23 protein-coding genes, 1 tRNA gene and 1 pseudogene are annotated in these 16,499 nt (G+C 51.8%); 8 read left to right on the top strand and 17 right to left on the bottom strand.

Going from position 1 to position 16,499, the window contains the following annotated elements; genetic code table 11:
- Positions 1-54: 54 nt before the first annotated feature.
- Both lpxH and ppiB read right to left on the bottom strand, forming a co-directional pair.
- Positions 55-777: a UDP-2,3-diacylglucosamine diphosphatase gene (gene lpxH / locus FEK66_RS02490; protein ID WP_130206371.1), complete on the bottom strand. Its 723-nt coding sequence runs from the start codon at positions 775-777 to the stop codon at positions 55-57.
- A 2-nt stretch (positions 778-779) separates the two neighbouring features.
- Positions 780-1,274 (bottom strand): peptidylprolyl isomerase B, encoded by a 495-nt coding sequence (gene ppiB, locus FEK66_RS02495; RefSeq protein ID WP_000256002.1) that lies wholly within the window; start codon positions 1,272-1,274, stop codon positions 780-782.
- Positions 1,275-1,447: 173 nt separating this feature from the next.
- Here ppiB and cysS point away from each other — a divergent pair, with 173 nt between their 5' ends.
- Positions 1,448-2,833 carry a cysteine--tRNA ligase gene (gene cysS, locus FEK66_RS02500; RefSeq protein ID WP_000912345.1) on the top strand — a complete coding sequence of 462 codons (1,386 nt, stop codon included), beginning with the start codon at positions 1,448-1,450 and terminating at the stop codon, positions 2,831-2,833.
- A gap of 35 nt (positions 2,834-2,868) precedes the next feature.
- On the opposite strand, the gene FEK66_RS02505 is transcribed toward cysS, so the two are convergent.
- The 4 genes from FEK66_RS02505 to FEK66_RS02520 all read right to left on the bottom strand — a co-directional run bounded on the left by FEK66_RS02505 (position 2,869) and on the right by FEK66_RS02520 (position 4,892).
- Positions 2,869-3,390 carry a metal-dependent hydrolase gene (locus tag FEK66_RS02505; RefSeq protein WP_112036600.1) on the bottom strand — a complete coding sequence of 174 codons (522 nt, stop codon included), beginning with the start codon at positions 3,388-3,390 and terminating at the stop codon, positions 2,869-2,871.
- A 107-nt stretch (positions 3,391-3,497) separates the two neighbouring features.
- Positions 3,498-3,710 carry a ribosome-associated protein YbcJ gene (gene ybcJ / locus FEK66_RS02510; RefSeq protein WP_000190288.1) on the bottom strand — a complete coding sequence of 71 codons (213 nt, stop codon included), beginning with the start codon at positions 3,708-3,710 and terminating at the stop codon, positions 3,498-3,500.
- Between the two features lies 1 nt (position 3,711).
- Positions 3,712-4,578 (bottom strand): bifunctional methylenetetrahydrofolate dehydrogenase/methenyltetrahydrofolate cyclohydrolase FolD, encoded by an 867-nt coding sequence (gene folD / locus FEK66_RS02515; RefSeq protein ID WP_064529024.1) that lies wholly within the window; start codon positions 4,576-4,578, stop codon positions 3,712-3,714.
- Positions 4,579-4,649: 71 nt separating this feature from the next.
- Entirely contained in the window at positions 4,650-4,892 is a 243-nt protein-coding gene (locus FEK66_RS02520; protein WP_130206377.1) for a hypothetical protein, read from the bottom strand.
- 57 nt (positions 4,893-4,949) lie between these two features.
- Here FEK66_RS02520 and FEK66_RS02525 point away from each other — a divergent pair.
- Positions 4,950-5,026 (top strand) — tRNA-Arg (locus tag FEK66_RS02525).
- 15 nt (positions 5,027-5,041) lie between these two features.
- Here FEK66_RS02525 and FEK66_RS02530 read toward each other — a convergent pair.
- The 11 genes and pseudogenes from FEK66_RS02530 to FEK66_RS02575 form a co-directional block, all read right to left on the bottom strand.
- Positions 5,042-6,199, bottom strand: coding sequence for a site-specific integrase (locus FEK66_RS02530; RefSeq protein WP_240782931.1), 1,158 nt, complete (start codon positions 6,197-6,199; stop codon positions 5,042-5,044).
- Positions 6,082-6,420, bottom strand: a complete 339-nt coding sequence (locus FEK66_RS25850) for a helix-turn-helix domain-containing protein (protein WP_135494254.1) — start codon at positions 6,418-6,420, stop codon at positions 6,082-6,084. Before FEK66_RS25850 ends, FEK66_RS02530 begins: the two co-directional genes overlap by 118 nt.
- Positions 6,407-6,661 (bottom strand): DUF4060 family protein, encoded by a 255-nt coding sequence (locus FEK66_RS02540; RefSeq protein ID WP_135494252.1) that lies wholly within the window; start codon positions 6,659-6,661, stop codon positions 6,407-6,409. The genes FEK66_RS25850 and FEK66_RS02540 overlap by 14 nt, the downstream gene beginning before the upstream one ends.
- Complete coding sequence (locus FEK66_RS02545; RefSeq protein ID WP_135494250.1) at positions 6,648-7,295, bottom strand: hypothetical protein; 648 nt, start codon at positions 7,293-7,295, stop codon at positions 6,648-6,650. Before FEK66_RS02545 ends, FEK66_RS02540 begins: the two co-directional genes overlap by 14 nt.
- Positions 7,288-7,632, bottom strand: coding sequence for a hypothetical protein (locus FEK66_RS02550; RefSeq protein WP_135494248.1), 345 nt, complete (start codon positions 7,630-7,632; stop codon positions 7,288-7,290). Before FEK66_RS02550 ends, FEK66_RS02545 begins: the two co-directional genes overlap by 8 nt.
- A 34-nt stretch (positions 7,633-7,666) precedes the next feature.
- A pseudogene (locus tag FEK66_RS02555) lies at positions 7,667-8,852 on the bottom strand (RecT family recombinase).
- The gene (locus FEK66_RS02560) at positions 8,788-11,670 is read right to left on the bottom strand and encodes a RecE family exodeoxyribonuclease (protein ID WP_135494246.1); all 2,883 of its coding nucleotides are present in this window, start codon (positions 11,668-11,670) and stop codon (positions 8,788-8,790) included. The pseudogene FEK66_RS02555 and the gene FEK66_RS02560 overlap by 65 nt, the downstream one beginning before the upstream one ends.
- Positions 11,671-11,807: 137 nt before the next feature.
- Positions 11,808-11,969, bottom strand: a complete 162-nt coding sequence (locus FEK66_RS25590) for a YdaE family protein (RefSeq protein WP_167854229.1) — start codon at positions 11,967-11,969, stop codon at positions 11,808-11,810.
- Positions 11,970-11,980: 11 nt separating this feature from the next.
- Entirely contained in the window at positions 11,981-12,187 is a 207-nt protein-coding gene (locus FEK66_RS02565) for a cell division inhibitor protein (protein WP_135494244.1), read from the bottom strand.
- 248 nt (positions 12,188-12,435) lie between these two features.
- Positions 12,436-12,792 carry a hypothetical protein gene (locus FEK66_RS02570; RefSeq protein ID WP_135494242.1) on the bottom strand — a complete coding sequence of 119 codons (357 nt, stop codon included), beginning with the start codon at positions 12,790-12,792 and terminating at the stop codon, positions 12,436-12,438.
- An 80-nt stretch (positions 12,793-12,872) separates the two neighbouring features.
- Complete coding sequence (locus FEK66_RS02575; RefSeq protein ID WP_346763423.1) at positions 12,873-13,295, bottom strand: helix-turn-helix domain-containing protein; 423 nt, start codon at positions 13,293-13,295, stop codon at positions 12,873-12,875.
- Positions 13,296-13,396: 101 nt separating this feature from the next.
- Between FEK66_RS02575 and FEK66_RS02580 the strand changes: the two genes are divergently transcribed.
- From FEK66_RS02580 to FEK66_RS25595, 6 genes are all read left to right on the top strand, one after another.
- Positions 13,397-13,633 carry a YdaS family helix-turn-helix protein gene (locus FEK66_RS02580; RefSeq protein ID WP_135494240.1) on the top strand — a complete coding sequence of 79 codons (237 nt, stop codon included), beginning with the start codon at positions 13,397-13,399 and terminating at the stop codon, positions 13,631-13,633.
- 2 nt (positions 13,634-13,635) lie between these two features.
- The gene (locus FEK66_RS02585; protein WP_240782911.1) at positions 13,636-14,178 is read left to right on the top strand and encodes a toxin YdaT domain-containing protein; all 543 of its coding nucleotides are present in this window, start codon (positions 13,636-13,638) and stop codon (positions 14,176-14,178) included.
- Positions 14,179-14,272: 94 nt separating this feature from the next.
- Positions 14,273-14,464, top strand: a complete 192-nt coding sequence (locus FEK66_RS02590) for a ClpX C4-type zinc finger protein (protein ID WP_123924902.1) — start codon at positions 14,273-14,275, stop codon at positions 14,462-14,464.
- Positions 14,465-14,480: 16 nt separating this feature from the next.
- A complete protein-coding gene (locus tag FEK66_RS02595; RefSeq protein ID WP_135494238.1) occupies positions 14,481-15,365 on the top strand; it encodes a hypothetical protein in 885 nt (294 codons plus the stop codon).
- A gap of 2 nt (positions 15,366-15,367) precedes the next feature.
- Positions 15,368-16,117 (top strand): ATP-binding protein, encoded by a 750-nt coding sequence (locus FEK66_RS02600; protein WP_135494236.1) that lies wholly within the window; start codon positions 15,368-15,370, stop codon positions 16,115-16,117.
- Between the two features lie 15 nt (positions 16,118-16,132).
- Positions 16,133-16,276 (top strand): hypothetical protein, encoded by a 144-nt coding sequence (locus tag FEK66_RS25595; RefSeq protein WP_167854228.1) that lies wholly within the window; start codon positions 16,133-16,135, stop codon positions 16,274-16,276.
- Positions 16,277-16,499: the final 223 nt, after the last annotated feature.

A 16,499-nucleotide genomic window follows, 5' to 3' on the forward strand; every position in this document is an offset into this window, starting at 1 on the left:
AAGATATACAGGTTGCGTTAGTCCGGCGCTTTTTCAGAATCTATTCATTCGTGTTCAGAAGGGAAAATGAATTAATTCAACGTCATCTGCCGTGACTTTCACCATTGAACCTTTCGTATGCCAGGCACCGAGTACCACGCGAAAAGCCGGTTGCGCATTGGCGATGAGCTCATGCACTGCCGGGCGATGGGTATGCCCGTGAATCAGCCATTGCACCTGATGTTTTTCCATCGCACTGACCACCGCGTTTTGGTTAACGTCCATGATCGCCAGCGATTTACTGCTGTTGGCTTCTTTACTGTTTGCTCGCATTCGCGCGGCAATACGTTTGCGCACAAACAACGGCAGGGCGAGGAATAGCGTTTGCAACCAGGGTTTGTGGACTTTAGCGCGAAAAGCCTGATAACCCACATCGTCAGTGCACAGCGTGTCACCATGCATAATCAATACCCGACGACCATAAAGTTCGAGTACCTTTTCTTCCGGCAATAACGTCATGCCGCTTTCACGGGCAAAGCGTTTGCCGAGCAGAAAATCACGGTTGCCATGAATGAAATAACAGGGAACGCCGGAATCGGATACCGCTTTGATCGCAGCCGCCATCTGGCGATGAAACGGGCTGGGATCGTCGTCGCCAATCCAGGCTTCAAACAGATCGCCAAGAATATACAGCGCGTCGGCCTTGCGGGCTTCTCCCGCTAAAAAACGCAGAAAACCGGCGGTGATCGCCGGTTCTTCCACGCAGAGATGAAGATCTGCAATAAAGAGTGTCGCCACGATTACTCGCTAACGGTCACGCTTTCAATGATAACGTCTTCTTTTGGCACGTCCTGGTGCATACCGCTACGACCGGTAGCGACACCTTTGATTTTGTCGACTACGTCCATGCCTTCAACCACTTCAGCAAACACGCAGTAACCCCAACCTTGCAGGCTCTCGCCGGAGAAGTTCAGGAAGTCGTTATCAACCACGTTGATGAAGAACTGGGCAGTTGCAGAGTGCGGTGCCTGAGTACGGGCCATTGCCAGCGTACCACGGGTGTTTTTCAGACCGTTGTTGGCTTCGTTTTTGATCGGCTCTTTGGTGGCTTTTTGTTTCATGCCCGGCTCAAAACCGCCGCCCTGAATCATAAAACCGTTGATAACACGGTGGAAAATGGTGTTGTTGTAAAAACCTTCGCGGCAGTAGTCCAGGAAGTTTTTAACTGTTTCAGGTGCTTTATCGTCAAAAGTTTTGATGACAATATCGCCGTGATTGGTGTGGAAAGTAACCATTTTTGCATCCTGTTCCGTTTGATTGGTGCTTCAACCCGGTTCGGGTCATATATAGGGTGGTGTTATAGCATAACCGCACGATCGGATCATCTCGCAATGTATGCTGATTCGCGCGGGAAATATGGGTATTATACGCAACTCAATTACCCACACATGTCTAAACGGAATCTTCGATGCTAAAAATCTTCAATACTCTGACACGCCAAAAAGAGGAATTTAAGCCTATTCACGCCGGGGAAGTCGGCATGTACGTGTGTGGAATCACCGTTTACGATCTCTGTCATATCGGTCACGGGCGTACCTTTGTTGCCTTTGACGTGGTTGCGCGTTACCTGCGTTTCCTCGGCTATAAGTTGAAGTATGTGCGTAACATTACCGATATCGACGACAAAATCATCAAGCGCGCCAATGAAAATGGCGAAAGCTTTGTGGCGCTGGTGGATCGCATGATCGCCGAAATGCACAAAGATTTTGATGCTTTGAACATTCTGCGCCCGGATATGGAGCCGCGTGCGACGCACCATATCGCAGAAATTATTGAACTCACTGAACAACTGATCGCCAAAGGTCACGCTTATGTGGCGGACAACGGCGACGTGATGTTCGACGTCCCGACCGATCCGACTTATGGCGTGCTGTCGCGTCAGGATCTCGACCAGTTGCAGGCAGGCGCGCGCGTTGACGTGGTCGACGACAAACGCAACCCGATGGACTTCGTACTGTGGAAGATGTCGAAAGAGGGCGAACCGAGCTGGCCGTCTCCGTGGGGCGCGGGCCGTCCTGGCTGGCACATTGAATGTTCGGCAATGAACTGCAAGCAGCTGGGTAACCACTTTGATATCCACGGCGGCGGTTCTGACCTGATGTTCCCACACCACGAAAACGAAATCGCGCAGTCCACCTGTGCCCATGATGGTCAGTATGTGAATTACTGGATGCACTCCGGGATGGTGATGGTTGACCGCGAGAAGATGTCCAAATCGCTGGGTAACTTCTTTACCGTGCGCGATGTGCTGAAATACTACGACGCGGAAACCGTGCGTTACTTCCTGATGTCGGGCCACTATCGCAGCCAGCTGAACTACAGCGAAGAGAACCTGAAGCAGGCGCGTGCGGCGCTGGAGCGTCTCTACACTGCGCTGCGCGGTACAGACAAAACCGTTGCTCCTGCTGGTGGCGAAGCGTTTGAAGCGCGCTTTATTGAAGCGATGGACGATGATTTCAACACCCCGGAAGCCTATTCCGTGCTGTTTGATATGGCGCGTGAAGTGAACCGTCTGAAAGCAGAAGATATGGCAGCGGCGAACGCAATGGCATCTCACCTGCGTAAACTTTCCGCTGTATTGGGCCTGCTGGAGCAAGAACCGGAAGCGTTCCTGCAAAGCGGTGCGCAGGCAGACGACAGCGAAGTGGCTGAGATTGAAGCGTTAATTCAACAGCGTCTGGATGCCCGTAAAGCGAAAGACTGGGCGGCGGCAGATGCGGCGCGTGACCGTCTTAACGAGATGGGGATCGTGCTGGAAGATGGCCCGCAAGGGACCACCTGGCGTCGTAAGTAATTGCGCTATTGCCGGATGCGAGTTCTCGCATCCGGTTATCGCCTGCGCCACCACAACATTCCCATCAGCACCATCCCCGGCAACCACACCCACATCAATTCAGAAATTATCACCTGATGTCCGTACGGCGTGGTGTAACGAGACAACGCAAACGGCGCGACTTTAATCACCTGCCAGGGAGCGAAAAAGCGTTCATCTGACCACGGCCACAGCCAGCCAACGCCCTTACCGCCAGTGGTTACCGAATCCAGCAAGCTGTGCGATAACAATGAGACGGTTAAAAACAGCCAGCAGCGAATCAGCCCAGCCCTGAACCATCGACGTCCAATCAGCACACATAACAGCGGGACAACAAACGCAAACACCAGCGAATGGGTAAACCCGCGATGACCAAAAACATTGCCGTAAGCAACGCCAAATTTAAACGACAATACATCGGCATCGGGCAGCATCGCCAGGACGATTCCGGCAAATAACAGACGCGGAGGGATGACTTTCGAACCCAACCCTAAACCAATGCATAGGGGAACGGCTGCGTGGGTAATAACGGTTGGCATGATGGTCGCTTCGGCAAAATGTCGATGCTATCAGCATGGATGAACGGGGCGTAGAGGGCAAAAGTCTGAAAAGAGAACCGGCCTGTTGATACAGGCCGGGAAAGGGATCAGGCAACAACCTGTACGCTGTGACCTGCAAAACTCACTGTCTGACCGGCGACGATTTTGCAGCGTTTGCGCGTTTCAACCGCACCGTCGACTTTCACCTGGCCTTCGGCAATCGCGATTTTCGCCTGCGCGCCGCTTTCGCTCCAGCCTTCCAGTTTCAGCAAGTCGCACAGTTCAACGTGCGGATGTTTACCTAAAGAAAATGTCGCCATGTTACTCACCCTGTGGATCATGATATTCAACGCACGCCTGAAGCGTGTTTTCAATCAGCGTGGCAACCGTCATCGGGCCAACGCCGCCCGGAACAGGCGTAATGTATGAGGCGCGTTTAGCCGCGTCTTCAAACACGACGTCGCCCACAACTTTGCCATTTTCCAGACGGTTGATGCCGACATCAATCACAATTGCGCCTTCTTTGATCCAGTCACCGGGAATAAAGCCCGGCTTACCGACGGCAACGATCAACAGATCGGCGTTTTCTACGTGATGACGCAGATTTTTAGTGAAGCGGTGAGTCACGGTGGTGGTGCAACCTGCTAACAGCAGTTCCATGCTCATCGGGCGGCCAACGATATTCGATGCGCCAATCACCACGGCGTTGAGGCCGAAAGTATCAATGTTGTAACGCTCAAGCAGCGTGACGATACCGCGCGGGGTGCAGGGACGTAGACGCGGCGCGCGCTGGCACAGACGACCGACGTTGTAAGGATGGAAACCGTCCACGTCTTTGTCCGGGTGAATACGTTCCAGCACTTTGACGTTATCAATACCTGCCGGTAATGGCAGTTGTACCAGAATGCCATCGATGGTGTTGTCGGCATTCAGTACATCGATAAGCTCCAGCAGCTCTGCTTCGCTGGTGGTTTCCGGAAGGTCGTATGAGCGGGAGATGAATCCCACCTCTTCGCAAGCTTTGCGTTTGCTTGCGACATAAATTTGCGATGCAGGGTTGCTACCCACCAGCACAACGGCCAGTCCCGGCGCCCGCAGTCCGGCTGCAATACGCGCCTGAACTTTTTGAGCAACCTCGGAGCGCACCTGCTGCGCAATCGTTTTACCATCTATAATCTTTGCTGCCATCAGAGAGAGGATTCCATCTGTTACGTAGGTCGAAGGGGATGCGCCTATTTTGTCAGAAGCGGGGCGCGCTGTCAGGTTTCGTTTTCTGGACTATCTGTAATCCGCTGTTTTTTTGGCAACAGAGAGTTGCTGGTTTGATAGTTACCCGGCTCATATAAACGCACAATTTTTCGTAACGTAAGAAAATTGTACTCTTTATCAATGAAAACAGGTTTACCTGTCCCAGACTGAGGGCGGATATGTGTTTCCTTGCTCTCATGGTGAGATAAATAGACACCGCCGTACACTTGTTCAGCAACCGGTTCAAAAGCCATTGACTCAGCAAGGGTTGACCGTATAATTCACGCGATTACAGCATCTCGCGGTGTAATGCGCCCTTAGCTCAGTTGGATAGAGCAACGACCTTCTAAGTCGTGGGCCGCAGGTTCGAATCCTGCAGGGCGCGCCATTATAAATCAATGAATTACGCTATCCTCAATCCTGCCTGACTTATTTCCTGTGTCGTATTTGTGTCGCTGCTTCCAAAAATCAGATCAATTTTCCGTGCGTGCTCCGTTAAATGATTAGGGGCCAGGTGCGCATATCTCTGGACCATTTCAATCGATTCCCATCCACCCATTTCCTGTAAAATGGATAACGGGACACCGGACTGAACCAGCCAGCTTGCCCAGGTATGGCGCAGGTCGTGGAAGCGAAAATTTTCGATTCCGGCTCGCTTCAGACCCGCATCCCATCCTTTATGGTTACCGAGACTCATTTTCCTGACTGCGGGGGTGATTGTTCCATCAGGTCGATGTTTTGCTTTCGTGTAGACAAAAACCCACCTGGAATGTTTTCCAATCTGATCGCGAAGCACTTTGCATGCGGTATCATTCAGGGCTACGCCGATAGCCTTTCCCGCTTTAGCGTCCTCTGGATTTACCCAGGCAATTTTCCTTTGCATATCGACCTGCTGCCATTCCAGGTTGATAATGTTAGAGCGCCGAAGTCCTGTCGCCAGCGCAAAAGTAACGACCGGCTTTAAATCATCAGAAACGCATTCGATTAGCCGTGAGGCCTCATCTTTAGTGAGCCAGCGGATACGCTTGCTCCCTGGCTTTCTCACCTTGATAACAGGTGCATCCTTTATCCAGAGCCAGTCCTTCTCAGCTATACGGAAAAGACCCCGCATAAATGACAGATGCTGTGCCCTTGTCTCCTGGCTAACCAGCTTTGGCTTGTATTCCGGTGGTTCCTTTCCTTTCCTGATTGCAGCGTCCCTGCTGCTAACCCAGTTCTGATAATGTTTTCTGTTGGTCATCCCTTCGACGACGCCGTATACATCATTCGCCGTAATAGACGAAATGTCCCTGCCCGAAAAATGTTGCAGAAAAAACTCTATCTTGGTTTTGTCATCATCAAGAGCACGCTTGTGCTCTTTTTCCCGTATCCAGCGGATGCAACATTCTTCAAAAGATCTGGACGGAAGATCCCCTATCTTATCTACCCGCCACGCCTCTGCCTTCAGTTTGTCGTGCAGTTCCTGCGCTTGCTTTTTGTCCCCCGTACCAAGAGAGCGTCTAACTCTTTTTCCTGACGGCGTAAAGAAATGACAGTGCCACACACCGCCTCTGAGGGTGATTGACATAAATTATCTCCTTTATGATCACCCGCGTTCGCCTGTTTAGTTTCTTGCGGGGAATACAAATATGCAAGGCATGCTGATGCGGTTGTTCGATACTTATTGCCTATCTTCTTACCGGCCAACTGCCCTGAGTTAATCAACTGGTAAATAGTCCTGGTTGAAACATCCAGAATTTCAGCCGCCTTTTTCGCTGGAATTGCCATTTCAGATGTCATCATTATTTCTCCTCTGCCCGCACGAGCGCAGCCGACGCATACCTGTCATCGCCGTGGCCACGTAGCTCGCCTTCCGGTTCACCACCTCAACCCAGACCTTTACACCTTCCACTCTGACGGTGTACGTCTCTTTCATTTTGCTGCGTCCGTAGTCGCCGTAGCGCTCTGCATGTGTCGCCAGTGCTATGTCGCATGCCCGGTGCGCCAGTGGGGACTGTTTGCTGCCGCGGTTAATCAGCTTCATGGTTACCCCCATCGATCCGTCTGAATGCGATTACCCAGACCCAAGGGTTGGCGTCGAAGCTGCCAGAGCCATTAACCTTGTCCCACCACGCTTTGAAGCCATGCATTTCTGGGCACATCCCAACCGAAACGCCAGCGATTGCATAATGTTCGGCATGATTAAAGGCGTGTCCCGCTACGGTGTCGCAGTGTTCAAGCATGTCGCCAAGGTCATTCAGCAAGTCTGATTCATCAGCAGCCTGAAGTCTCTCGACGCGGATTCCGGTTATCTCCAGAGTGATTCGGCTTGCGGCGCGAGGCATTACTGCGCCAGATTGTGGCCGAGTCCAGTCTCCCCATTCTGGATCACCATCGGCCCAATACCAGAAATCTGGAACTTCATGCGGCACTGCAGGGTTGAAAAAGTTAAATGAGGCGAGACGTGAAAATGGTTCTCTGACGCAAAGGCGATCACCCACAGTTCCGAACGGGCACAGATAAATTTGCTCGCTGGTATCAATCCATGGTCCATCGATTAATTTCGCCAGGCCATCTTCGTCAGGTTGCGATTTCATCACTCGGCGAACCTGCGCCATGCTTCCATCAAGCAGGGCGCGCACCTGGTGAACATTGAAAATCATTCCGCGCTCAGTCATTCCAGGCCTCCAGCTCGTTTTGTATTTCTTCGTCGATTTCGTCGGTAGTAGCTTCTTCATCGAGGAAAGTTAGTGCCTCTTTGAGATACTGTTCCCGGCGTTCGTCGTACCAGGCAGAAAACTCTGGCGACCAGCCAATAGTTGTGCCTTCATAGTCAAACTTGGCGTTGTCTTCTGCCATACGCTCAACCATGCAGGAAGCCGTTGTTAGCGCAGCTTCACGGATATAACCCCGGAGGTCACGTTTGCGCCAATACGGGCTGTATTTCGAGTCGCAGCGGCCTTTAAATTCAATAGTCCATCGACGGATGCAACGTGCATTTAATGATTTGCTCATGTCGTTACCGGGAGGGCGAACCCTCCCGCCTCCTTTAGCCCACGTATTCCGGTTTCATATCCGTGAGGGTGATGCTGTACTTGTCGTGCAGCTCGTCGCCGAGATGGCGTTTCGCGGCGGCCAGCGTTCGCTCAGCTTCGGCGAACCGCTCTGCAGCATCAGGTTCACCCGGCTGCGGCAGCGAGTTGATCACTGCGTCAACTTTGTTTTTGGCGTTAACCTGGTGATAGCGGCGTGTCGCCTTATTCTTCAGCTCGGTGAACAGCGCAGTGCCGAGCGTGGCTTTTGCTTCGTTGATGTCGTTACCGACAGCGGAGGCTGATTCCAGTGTCTCTGCTGTTTCGATGCGTGCGCGGAACCCATCGGCGATAGCGTCGATGCTCACTACTGGTTCCTGTGAGCCTGTGGACGCATCGGCTTTTCCATCGGCGATTTCGGTCAGACTCATACGCTGTGGTGCCGGGTTAATTTCGCGCTCTTCACGCTGATCAACTTCATCAGGGCTGTAGACGCCAAGAATGACCTCAGGGCAGTAGAGGCGGGCCCAATACTTCACAGCCAGGTACGCGATCTGTTGTTTCGGGTTCGACACCCAAAGCGGCGAGTTGCGAGTGACAACACCTGACAGGTAGATCGGCTCACCCCAGGTGATTTCAGTCTCACCGCGCAGGGCGGCGCCAACCTCGACGTAAAGGCCGATTTCGTCTTCATCAGTCCATCCGCGCACGCGCTCGGTGACATTGTATTTCCCGTTCTTCCCGTGTTTCTCCCGCGTGACTTCCTGCGTGCGGGTGCAGCGCTCCCACTCTCCGCCATAGCGATAATGGAACCGGCCCTTGATGGCGTTTGAGCTGGCAATCACGGCATTGACCAGTTGAGCCTCATAGCCCAGCACACCGTTAACCAGATGTGTTTTCTGCGCAACGGCGTAGGGGTTCATGCCCCACTGCATCGCCTGCATGACGATCGCCATACAGTCGGCGGGCTTACCCGCCAGGTGCGCAGGAACGGTTACCGCTGATTGCGCCATCAAGTCAGCAAAGGCGGTCAACTGCCCGAGAGCCTGAACGTTGAATACTGCGTTACTGGCAGAAATGGTATTTGGAGCCTGCTCAGTCGTGATGATGTTAGTATTTTGCATGGTCAAATCCTCCATTAAGCCAGTCGCAGCGCTTCAAGGCGGCGCAGGTCGAAGTCGTTAAGTTCGTCGGTGTAATCATCAATGATCGGCGCTGGCCATTCCCCAGTGTCGAAGCCGGTTGCAATAGCGCGCATCATTTTGCGGTACTCAAGCATGCCCAGTTCCAGCAGGTCTGCGGATGCCTCAATAATGGCGATCCAGTGGTAGTTCTCGTCTTTGTTGACGAATATCCAGAAGAACTGATCCAGCGCCGCGGTTTCGCAGTACATAGCCGCGCTCAGGTGATAATCACGTTCAATAATTTCCCGGTGTAGCCTGGCGCGCAGGCTTTCCTGCTTAACACTCCACATACTGATGGTTTTCAGGTCTGCGCCGACACGCACGCCGTCCAGGTCGATTTCCAGATCCGGACGCACACGGACTTCCAGCCCAGTTTCGTCGTCAAACCCGAAGTAGCTCACCTCAACGGCTCGGCTCGGGTGAGTCAGCAGCTTGCCGGCGGTCGGGTGCTGAAGAAGGGCTTTCTGAATGGCTAATGCGGTACTCAGTTGCTGGCGGGTAACCAGTACTTTTTCTTCCGGGTTTTCGCGCCATGCATCGATCAGTTCGTCGGCAAATACGGCTTCCGGGTTGACAGCTTTCACTGCCAGAATCAGATCGGCCTTCGTGCCAGAGACTTTCAGCGGTTGCAGCTTCTGAGCTTCCTGCGCGACCCGGTCAGGATTGATAATCGCAAGTTGTTCGAGTAGCGCGTCGCGGCTGCCGCTGGTTTTAATCTGCGCTGGCAGGGTGGCGTTGTACTCTTTGATGCACGCCTTCATTGCTGTTGCTGTCTTCTTCTGGTCTGCATCGATACGTTGGAATTCAGCTGGCAGCGCCATATAGTTCTGCGCCGTTTCATCCAGGCCAGCGCCCAGCGACACCAGCGCTGGCAGGGTGGCGTTGTACTTTTCCAGCAAAGCTTTGATATCGTCTGCGCTCAGTTGCGCTGGCAGGCTGGCGTTGTACGCATCAATAAACGAGCGGATCGTTGCCGTGGTGGTAAATGCGCCTTCCGGAATTACGGGTTCAACGCTAAATTCTTCATCGAGCTGCTCTGGCTGCAACGCCAGCGCATGTACCAGGTTTCCCATGTCCAGCACTGCGGATCGCTCTTTGACGATGGTTTTCTCAACGTGGCGCGCATTGAAGTACATCAGCGAAACGCGCGCATCTTTTACCTGGGTGGAACTGATGCCGTTGGCGGCGTGGTAAACCTCGTTCGGCAGACCTTCATAGCGACCAGGCTCGAAGTAAGCGGGGTAAACAACCGCTTGTTCGTCAGATTGCGCCTCTGGCTCGGCGTGTGCCAAAACTGGTTCAGTCTGGTTTACAGAATCGCTATTTTGGGCGACAGATTCCGTATTTTGGTTTACATCGGCCTGCTGGCCGGGATGTGACTCTTCACCAGTTTCCAGACTGCTTTCGCCTGACTGCATTTCATTACCAACCTGTTTTTCATCACTGACAGTTTCTTGAACCTGCACATTGCTGGTGGTTTCCGTAGCCTTTTTCGTGCCATGAGTTGCTGAGTTCTGCAGTAAAGCCGTAACGTCGAATATTCCGTTTCCGACATTTTTAACCAGTTCTTGTTCGGCTTTATGTGGTTGTGCTGCCGCCTCCTCTGCGCGGCGGCGTGCTCCTTCTTCACACACGCGTTTCAGGTACTCTTCGTGAGTGCAGAAGGATTTGCGCGGAGGCTCCTTACTTTCAGGTTGGGGAATACCCTGTGTTGCGGGCTCAGCTTCATGCAATGGCAATAACTCAACCGCGGAATTGAACTCAGCTGTCATGGTCTGGTTAACGAACTCCAGATGAGCAACCGGCGTCAGGTGAATATTTTCCGGCGCGATACGTATCAGGTTAAAAATAGCTGTGCGGTTAACGCCAAGAACGCCGGGTTGATTGCGCAGAATGGTGCTCCATGATTTCCACGGCTCTTCTTTTTTGGTCACGATTTCTTTAGCGCGACGAAGAATGCTGCCCGGGATCTCGAAGTGGTTGAAGTCCATAGGCAGAAGGGCGCAGGCAATCTCTGAATCGAGAGTATCCAGCGTGTGGTGTGCACCTTCGCCACGGTCAGTGACGTAACCGCCGTTGGCATTGGTTCCGGAATCAGTACGCTGCACGCTACTGATGCGATTACCGGCAGCCCACTCGCGAGCCAGGATGCCACGGTCAATGTAATCATTTGCAGCCCATATTCTGGTGAAACGGAGGACGATTGACAGCTCATGACGTTTTTCTGTATGGAAAACAGTTTTGATTGCGTCAGTGAATTTCCAGAGCTGCGCCGTACTTAACTTTTCCAGCTCGGGGACATTTCTGACCGCAAGAAGCAGGTTTTGGACATAGTGGTTTTCATCATCCTGTGACAGCTTGATAATCTGAACACGCTGAGAATGATTGATGTGATGGGCTGTCGCATCGCTGATGAACTGCGAGAGCAGTCGACGGCTGAAGGCCATTTCTGCAACCGGATATTCGGTTTTATCGTCGTCGTCCGCATCAACCCTGAGATCAGGGTCAATGGTTTCGCCGCCGTTCGCGGTGACTTCCGTCGCCGCGGGTACTTCGGCCACCACTATTTTTTCCCAGTTGATGCCGTCCTCTTTCAGCTCATAGCGATCGCACCAGGTTAAATCCACAACGCCTTCTTCTGGAAGATCATCAACTACCGGAAAATTAGTACGTGCAGGTTTGTTGTAGTCCTGCCCGCGACCGGTTTCGATTTCTGCCTCTTCCAGCGCAACGTCGAGTCGAAGATTGGCGCGGGCTTCGGTTTTCGCAGTGAACCAGACGACTGCATCTGGTTTGCCAGATTTCTGAGTGGCTTTAACCACGTAGAAGAATTCCATATGAGATCCTCAATTTTGGATGTATAATCCCCGGGCCATTGGTAGCGCCCATTGGGTGTTCATTGGTTTTGTGTAATTTCCGGTGTACTTTGGTTGGTGGCACCGGACGTACAGGCCCGCTTCGGCGGGTTTTTACGTTATGACTCGTGGGCCATCTGGTCGTATGAAGCACAACGTACTGAACAGTAATCACGTTGCTCGCGTTTCAACTGCGAGCCGTGGATGAAGAGCAGTTCGTTTTTAACTTTCTTCCCTTGCTCGATCGGCTTGCGGCAGTATGCGCATTTTTTCTCCTGCATAACCCCCTCCGTTAATGGCTAAGGCCATGTCCTACACCGTTTAGATAAACCTCAACCAGTAAGTCTTTTATGTAGGTTCTCTCCATGCCGCGCTGGAGATACAAGCGACCGCGCGCATTAGCTGATGCAGTCCAGGTCGAATCATTGTGTTTGACGAGCATGCCCGGCATAACTGCGCCGCGGTTTACTGTCTGTGTACCGTAGTGCTGATGAACCATGATAACTTCTCCCGTGTTATGCCTGTTTTGTTAACCCACTCATGCTGCGTGGGTTCCTTGCTTTCCACAGCCGTAGGAATTCGGTACTCTGTCATTTACACAGTCGTAACAAGGAAATGAACATGTCAGAGCCACTCAATAAACCACGTTGTCCAAAGTGCGAAATCACTGGTAATGAACACATTGTTTGCGCGCCAAGCGAACAGATAAATCGTGTTGGAGACCCGTGGTTTGAAACTGCATTTTGCTCAAATTGTGGTCATATACATGGCATATTTGCTAAAGTCGTTTATGGGCGAACATCTGTCCCGGTAAGGACGCCTGACCTTTAAGCTGGCTTTTTTTGCCAGCTTTTGTAGCTCCAGGCGGTTTGAACTTGCGGCCGCCACTAAGCATTCGGCTACATCTTTAGTTTTGAGATCCGTCAGGCTAGTCGCTTTCAGCTGAGCCTGAATGAACTCCACCACTTTTATAGCCACTGCCAACACGGCTTTTGATTTATCCATCTCACCCTCTCGATGCCTTGTCGCCGGCCAGCGGAACGTTTCACCTGACAACGATGCGCTTGTTGTCGATGTAGCTAAAACTACAACATTGAGTTTCATTTGTCAAGAACATGAAACTTTAATTAGTAATTAATGGCGTGCAAAACACCGGACATTGCCAGTGCTATTGAAAGGGAAGGTTAGTTTTTGAGGTGTTTAATCAGATCGCTTACGTCATCTTTCAGTGATTGCAGGTCTTGCAATACACCTTTAGCGTGGAGAATCAATCGATGTTTTTCTGACTCGGGGAGCTGATTGAAGATTGAAAGCAGTGCTTCTTCAGTTACATCAAGCTTTTTGAGAATTGATTGCTGAGAAATTACCTCCCCACTTTCTGCATTGGGAGCCATGAAGAACCAATGTTCAGGCCGACCCATAACGTCAGCTAGTTGCTTTAACTTCTTTCCTCGAGGTACTGACGATCCTTTCGCCCACTTCTGTACCGCCTGCGGCGTAACTCCTACGCGACGGGCTATTTCAGATAGATTCCAGTTGTGCTCTGCAGCCGATTGATTGAATCGGTAAGCAAAAATTTGATTGGTATCAGTATTCATAATTGCCATTTTACAACCGCGTGTTTCAGAAGTAACTGAAACAGATTGATGTAATGTATTGAAATATTAAATTTCAGTGTATATGCTTAATTCCAGCCAAAGGAGGCGTTATGAACGATCAACTCAAAAGTAAAGTTAAATCTATCACTACTCAAACAGCCATTGGGGAGGCTATGGGACTCTCCTCGCAAGCGGTTAGCCGCTGGTTGAACTCGGGGAAAGTTCCAACTTCTCGTGTTCGTGCGTTTTGCCAATTCTTGAACTGGCAAGTTACACCACACGAAATTGATCCTGCGGCCTATCCGAACCCCACGGATGGATTACCGGCGCAGGATGCGAGGGCATAACCGTGAATTCAATTTCATTCCAACAAAATACCGGGTTTCCACCCGCTGCGATGATAAATCGCAATCAACCTGATCCGGCGGATAAGCATGACCAGATTCGTGCTGCCGTTCGTGCGTGGTCGGCATCGCTGGACAACCAGGATGTGGTTGCCGGGAGCATCGTTGAGGAATGGGAGCGGCAGGGCGGCGCCGGGCTGGATTTTCCTGACGACCTGAGCCGTAAGCGGCAGAAGCTTTTCCGCTGGCTGGACAGCGATACCGGATATGCGCGCGAAAACATCCGCCAGCTGACTCCTGCAATCCTGGCTGTTTTGCCGCTGGAATTTCGAGGGCGCCTCATCGGACAGGATTGTTTCATGACGCGTTATGCAGCGATGGAGAAGGAAATCAGTGAAGCGAAACAGGCTGTGATGCTTAACGCTCCTCATCACCAGATGGTGAAAGAAGTTCGTGAGGGAATTCAGCATCTGCTTGCGATGCTCCCTGCTGAAGCCATGGGGCAGGTCATCAGCGGCATAGCTGCTCTGGCTCCGGGTATGGTGTGAGGTCGGCATGAACGATATCGAATGGGTGAAGACTGTTGTGCGCCAACACAGGCAGTCTTCGATTGCAAAAACGGAGAGTTATTGCGAGGCCAGTATGTCAGTAACCAGTACCGAGGTAAACATCCAGCCAACACACAAATGCTCGTTTTGCGGAAAGACGAATGTTGAAGTTGCTGGCGTTCTTGTCGCCGGACCAGGCGTCTCAATCTGTCAGGACTGCGTTTTTTTGTGCGTTGAGATGGTCTTTAAGCACTCCGCCAAAACTGACGAACCGACAGCACTTTAAGCATTCAGAGGTTTTTATGCGTGATTACGGCAAGGTGCATACATCTTTTTGGATAAGCGATGGAATGCGTCGGGTTTCTGATGATGCCCGTCTGCTTGCGCTGTACCTGCTCACGGGGCAACACACGAACATGATTGGGTGTTTTCGGCTGCCTGATGGATACGTTTCGGAAGACCTCAACTGGACTTCTGAAAGGGTTTCGAAAGGGTTTGATGAACTATCCAAGAACGGTTTCGCAACGCGTGATTTTGACTCGAAATGGGTTCTTATTCGGAACTTCATGAGTTGGAATCCTGTTGAGAATCCAAATCAGGGTATAGCGGCCATGCGTCTGTTTTCTCAGGTGCCGGATAAATCGACCGTCAAGCCAGAGCTGGCGCGGATTATGAATGATGCGATAGCTCATATCGGAGGCGCAAAACTAAAGGGTTCTGAAAGGGTTCTGGAACCGTTCCTTAACCAGGAACAGGAACAGGAACAGGAACAGGAAGAAGAAAACACTTTGGGGCATGGCTCCGCCACACCCCCTGAGAGTGATGATTCTTCCGATGGTGGTGTATCACCGAAAAAAAATGCCTACCCGGACGATTTCGAACAGGCATGGGCGATTTATCCAAAGCGTTCAGGAGGCAACAGCAAGGCTGACGCCTGCAAAGCCTGGACAGCCAGGGTTAAAACAGGCGCCACAGTTCAGGAGTTGCTTGATGGCACCCGGCGTTATGCCGATTTCGTGAGGGCCACAGGGAAGCTGAATACCGAGTACGTGAAACAGGCGGCAACGTTCTTTGGTCCCTCGAAACACTACGAGGAAGCCTGGGAAGTGGCAGCGCCGTCAGGTATGCGGGATCCGAATACCATTTCCCGTCCAGATAACTCCATCCCACCAGGGTTCAGGGGGTAGCGATGAAAAATATGATTAGTACCGGCAGCGCGCTCGAGCGCCTGAAGAAACTCATCCCGCCAGGCGTTCAGCCAAAGTTCACCAGTGCAGCTGAGTTGCTGGCGTGGCAGCGGGAAGAAGGCCTCAAGCGATGTGAAGAACTGGACAAACTGAACCAGAAGGCGCGAACAGAAAAAATCTTCGGTCGCTCAGGCATCCAGAGTCTGCATCGTAACTGCACATTTGCAAACTACGAAGTGTCCGGCGAGGAGCAGCGCAAAGCCTACACACTGGCGAAAAGCTACGCGCATAACTTCGGTACCGGTTTCGCGAGTTTCGTATTCAGCGGCGCGCCGGGAACTGGGAAAAACCATCTTGCGGCGGCGATCGGTAACCACCTTCTAAGTGGTGGGCGTTCAGTGCTGGTGGTAACCATTCCAGACCTGATGCTACGAGTTCGCGAATGTTACGACGGTGGCCAGTCTGAAGCAGATTTATTGGACGACCTTTGCCGTGTCGGTTTGCTCATCCTGGACGAAGTAGGTATTCAGCGCGGGAGTAACGGCGAAAAGGTGATTCTGAATCAGGTTATCGATCGACGTCTCTCTTCCATGCGCCCGGTCGGCATTCTGACCAACCTGAATTATGACTCCCTGATGAATACGCTTGGTGAGCGGATTCTCGATCGCCTTCAGATGGATGGTGGTATGTGGGTGAACTTTGACTGGGGTAGCTACCGCAAAAACGTCTCGCACCTGCGGGTCGTCAAATGAGGGGGAGTCGGAACTATGGCTAAGAAAAAAATTGATACGAACGCGGTGCTGGATTTTCTGGCTGCAAACCCGAAATCGATGGTCTTCGCAATTGCAAAGCATCTTGACGTTTCTGTGGATGGTATGTACCGCATACGCGATACAGGTCAGCGTCAGTGATGCGTTTTGTCGAGTGCAAAGGTGTCATCCAGCAATGCATTTTATCGATATTTGTGAAAGGGGCCTGATACATTCAGGAATAATTTCTGCCATACTGCGGCTCGCAGGCATAGCGATTATCTCATTGAGTTGGCAATATAATTAGTAGATCACAAAACTCTATGCCTGTCTTATTTTAGCCGCCCATTACTGGGGATTCCTCATCGCTCATAACTATCACTGA

Source organism: Escherichia sp. E1130 (assembly GCF_005781065.1).
Classification (GTDB): Bacteria; Pseudomonadota; Gammaproteobacteria; order Enterobacterales; family Enterobacteriaceae; genus Escherichia.

Bases quoted from the DNA above. Each gene is read 5' to 3' on its own strand.
- FEK66_RS02600 (WP_135494236.1), top strand. From the start codon at position 15,368: ATGAAAAATATGATTAGTACCGGCAGCGCGCTCGAGCGCCTGAAGAAA.
- FEK66_RS02560 (WP_135494246.1), bottom strand. From the start codon at position 11,670: ATGGAATTCTTCTACGTGGTTAAAGCCACTCAGAAATCTGGCAAACCA.
- FEK66_RS02570 (WP_135494242.1), bottom strand. From the start codon at position 12,792: ATGAAACTCAATGTTGTAGTTTTAGCTACATCGACAACAAGCGCATCG.
- FEK66_RS02595 (WP_135494238.1), top strand. From the start codon at position 14,481: ATGCGTGATTACGGCAAGGTGCATACATCTTTTTGGATAAGCGATGGA.
- FEK66_RS02540 (WP_135494252.1), bottom strand. From the start codon at position 6,661: ATGAAGCTGATTAACCGCGGCAGCAAACAGTCCCCACTGGCGCACCGG.
- ybcJ (WP_000190288.1), bottom strand. From the start codon at position 3,710: ATGGCGACATTTTCTTTAGGTAAACATCCGCACGTTGAACTGTGCGAC.
- folD (WP_064529024.1), bottom strand. From the start codon at position 4,578: ATGGCAGCAAAGATTATAGATGGTAAAACGATTGCGCAGCAGGTGCGC.
- FEK66_RS02505 (WP_112036600.1), bottom strand. From the start codon at position 3,390: ATGCCAACCGTTATTACCCACGCAGCCGTTCCCCTATGCATTGGTTTA.
- FEK66_RS02565 (WP_135494244.1), bottom strand. From the start codon at position 12,187: ATGGTTCATCAGCACTACGGTACACAGACAGTAAACCGCGGCGCAGTT.
- FEK66_RS02550 (WP_135494248.1), bottom strand. From the start codon at position 7,632: ATGAGCAAATCATTAAATGCACGTTGCATCCGTCGATGGACTATTGAA.
- FEK66_RS02545 (WP_135494250.1), bottom strand. From the start codon at position 7,295: ATGACTGAGCGCGGAATGATTTTCAATGTTCACCAGGTGCGCGCCCTG.
- FEK66_RS02580 (WP_135494240.1), top strand. From the start codon at position 13,397: ATGAACGATCAACTCAAAAGTAAAGTTAAATCTATCACTACTCAAACA.
- FEK66_RS02575 (WP_346763423.1), bottom strand. From the start codon at position 13,295: ATGGCAATTATGAATACTGATACCAATCAAATTTTTGCTTACCGATTC.
- FEK66_RS25595 (WP_167854228.1), top strand. From the start codon at position 16,133: ATGGCTAAGAAAAAAATTGATACGAACGCGGTGCTGGATTTTCTGGCT.
- FEK66_RS02520 (WP_130206377.1), bottom strand. From the start codon at position 4,892: ATGGCTTTTGAACCGGTTGCTGAACAAGTGTACGGCGGTGTCTATTTA.
- FEK66_RS25590 (WP_167854229.1), bottom strand. From the start codon at position 11,969: ATGCAGGAGAAAAAATGCGCATACTGCCGCAAGCCGATCGAGCAAGGG.
- cysS (WP_000912345.1), top strand. From the start codon at position 1,448: ATGCTAAAAATCTTCAATACTCTGACACGCCAAAAAGAGGAATTTAAG.
- ppiB (WP_000256002.1), bottom strand. From the start codon at position 1,274: ATGGTTACTTTCCACACCAATCACGGCGATATTGTCATCAAAACTTTT.
- FEK66_RS25850 (WP_135494254.1), bottom strand. From the start codon at position 6,420: ATGATGACATCTGAAATGGCAATTCCAGCGAAAAAGGCGGCTGAAATT.
- FEK66_RS02590 (WP_123924902.1), top strand. From the start codon at position 14,273: ATGTCAGTAACCAGTACCGAGGTAAACATCCAGCCAACACACAAATGC.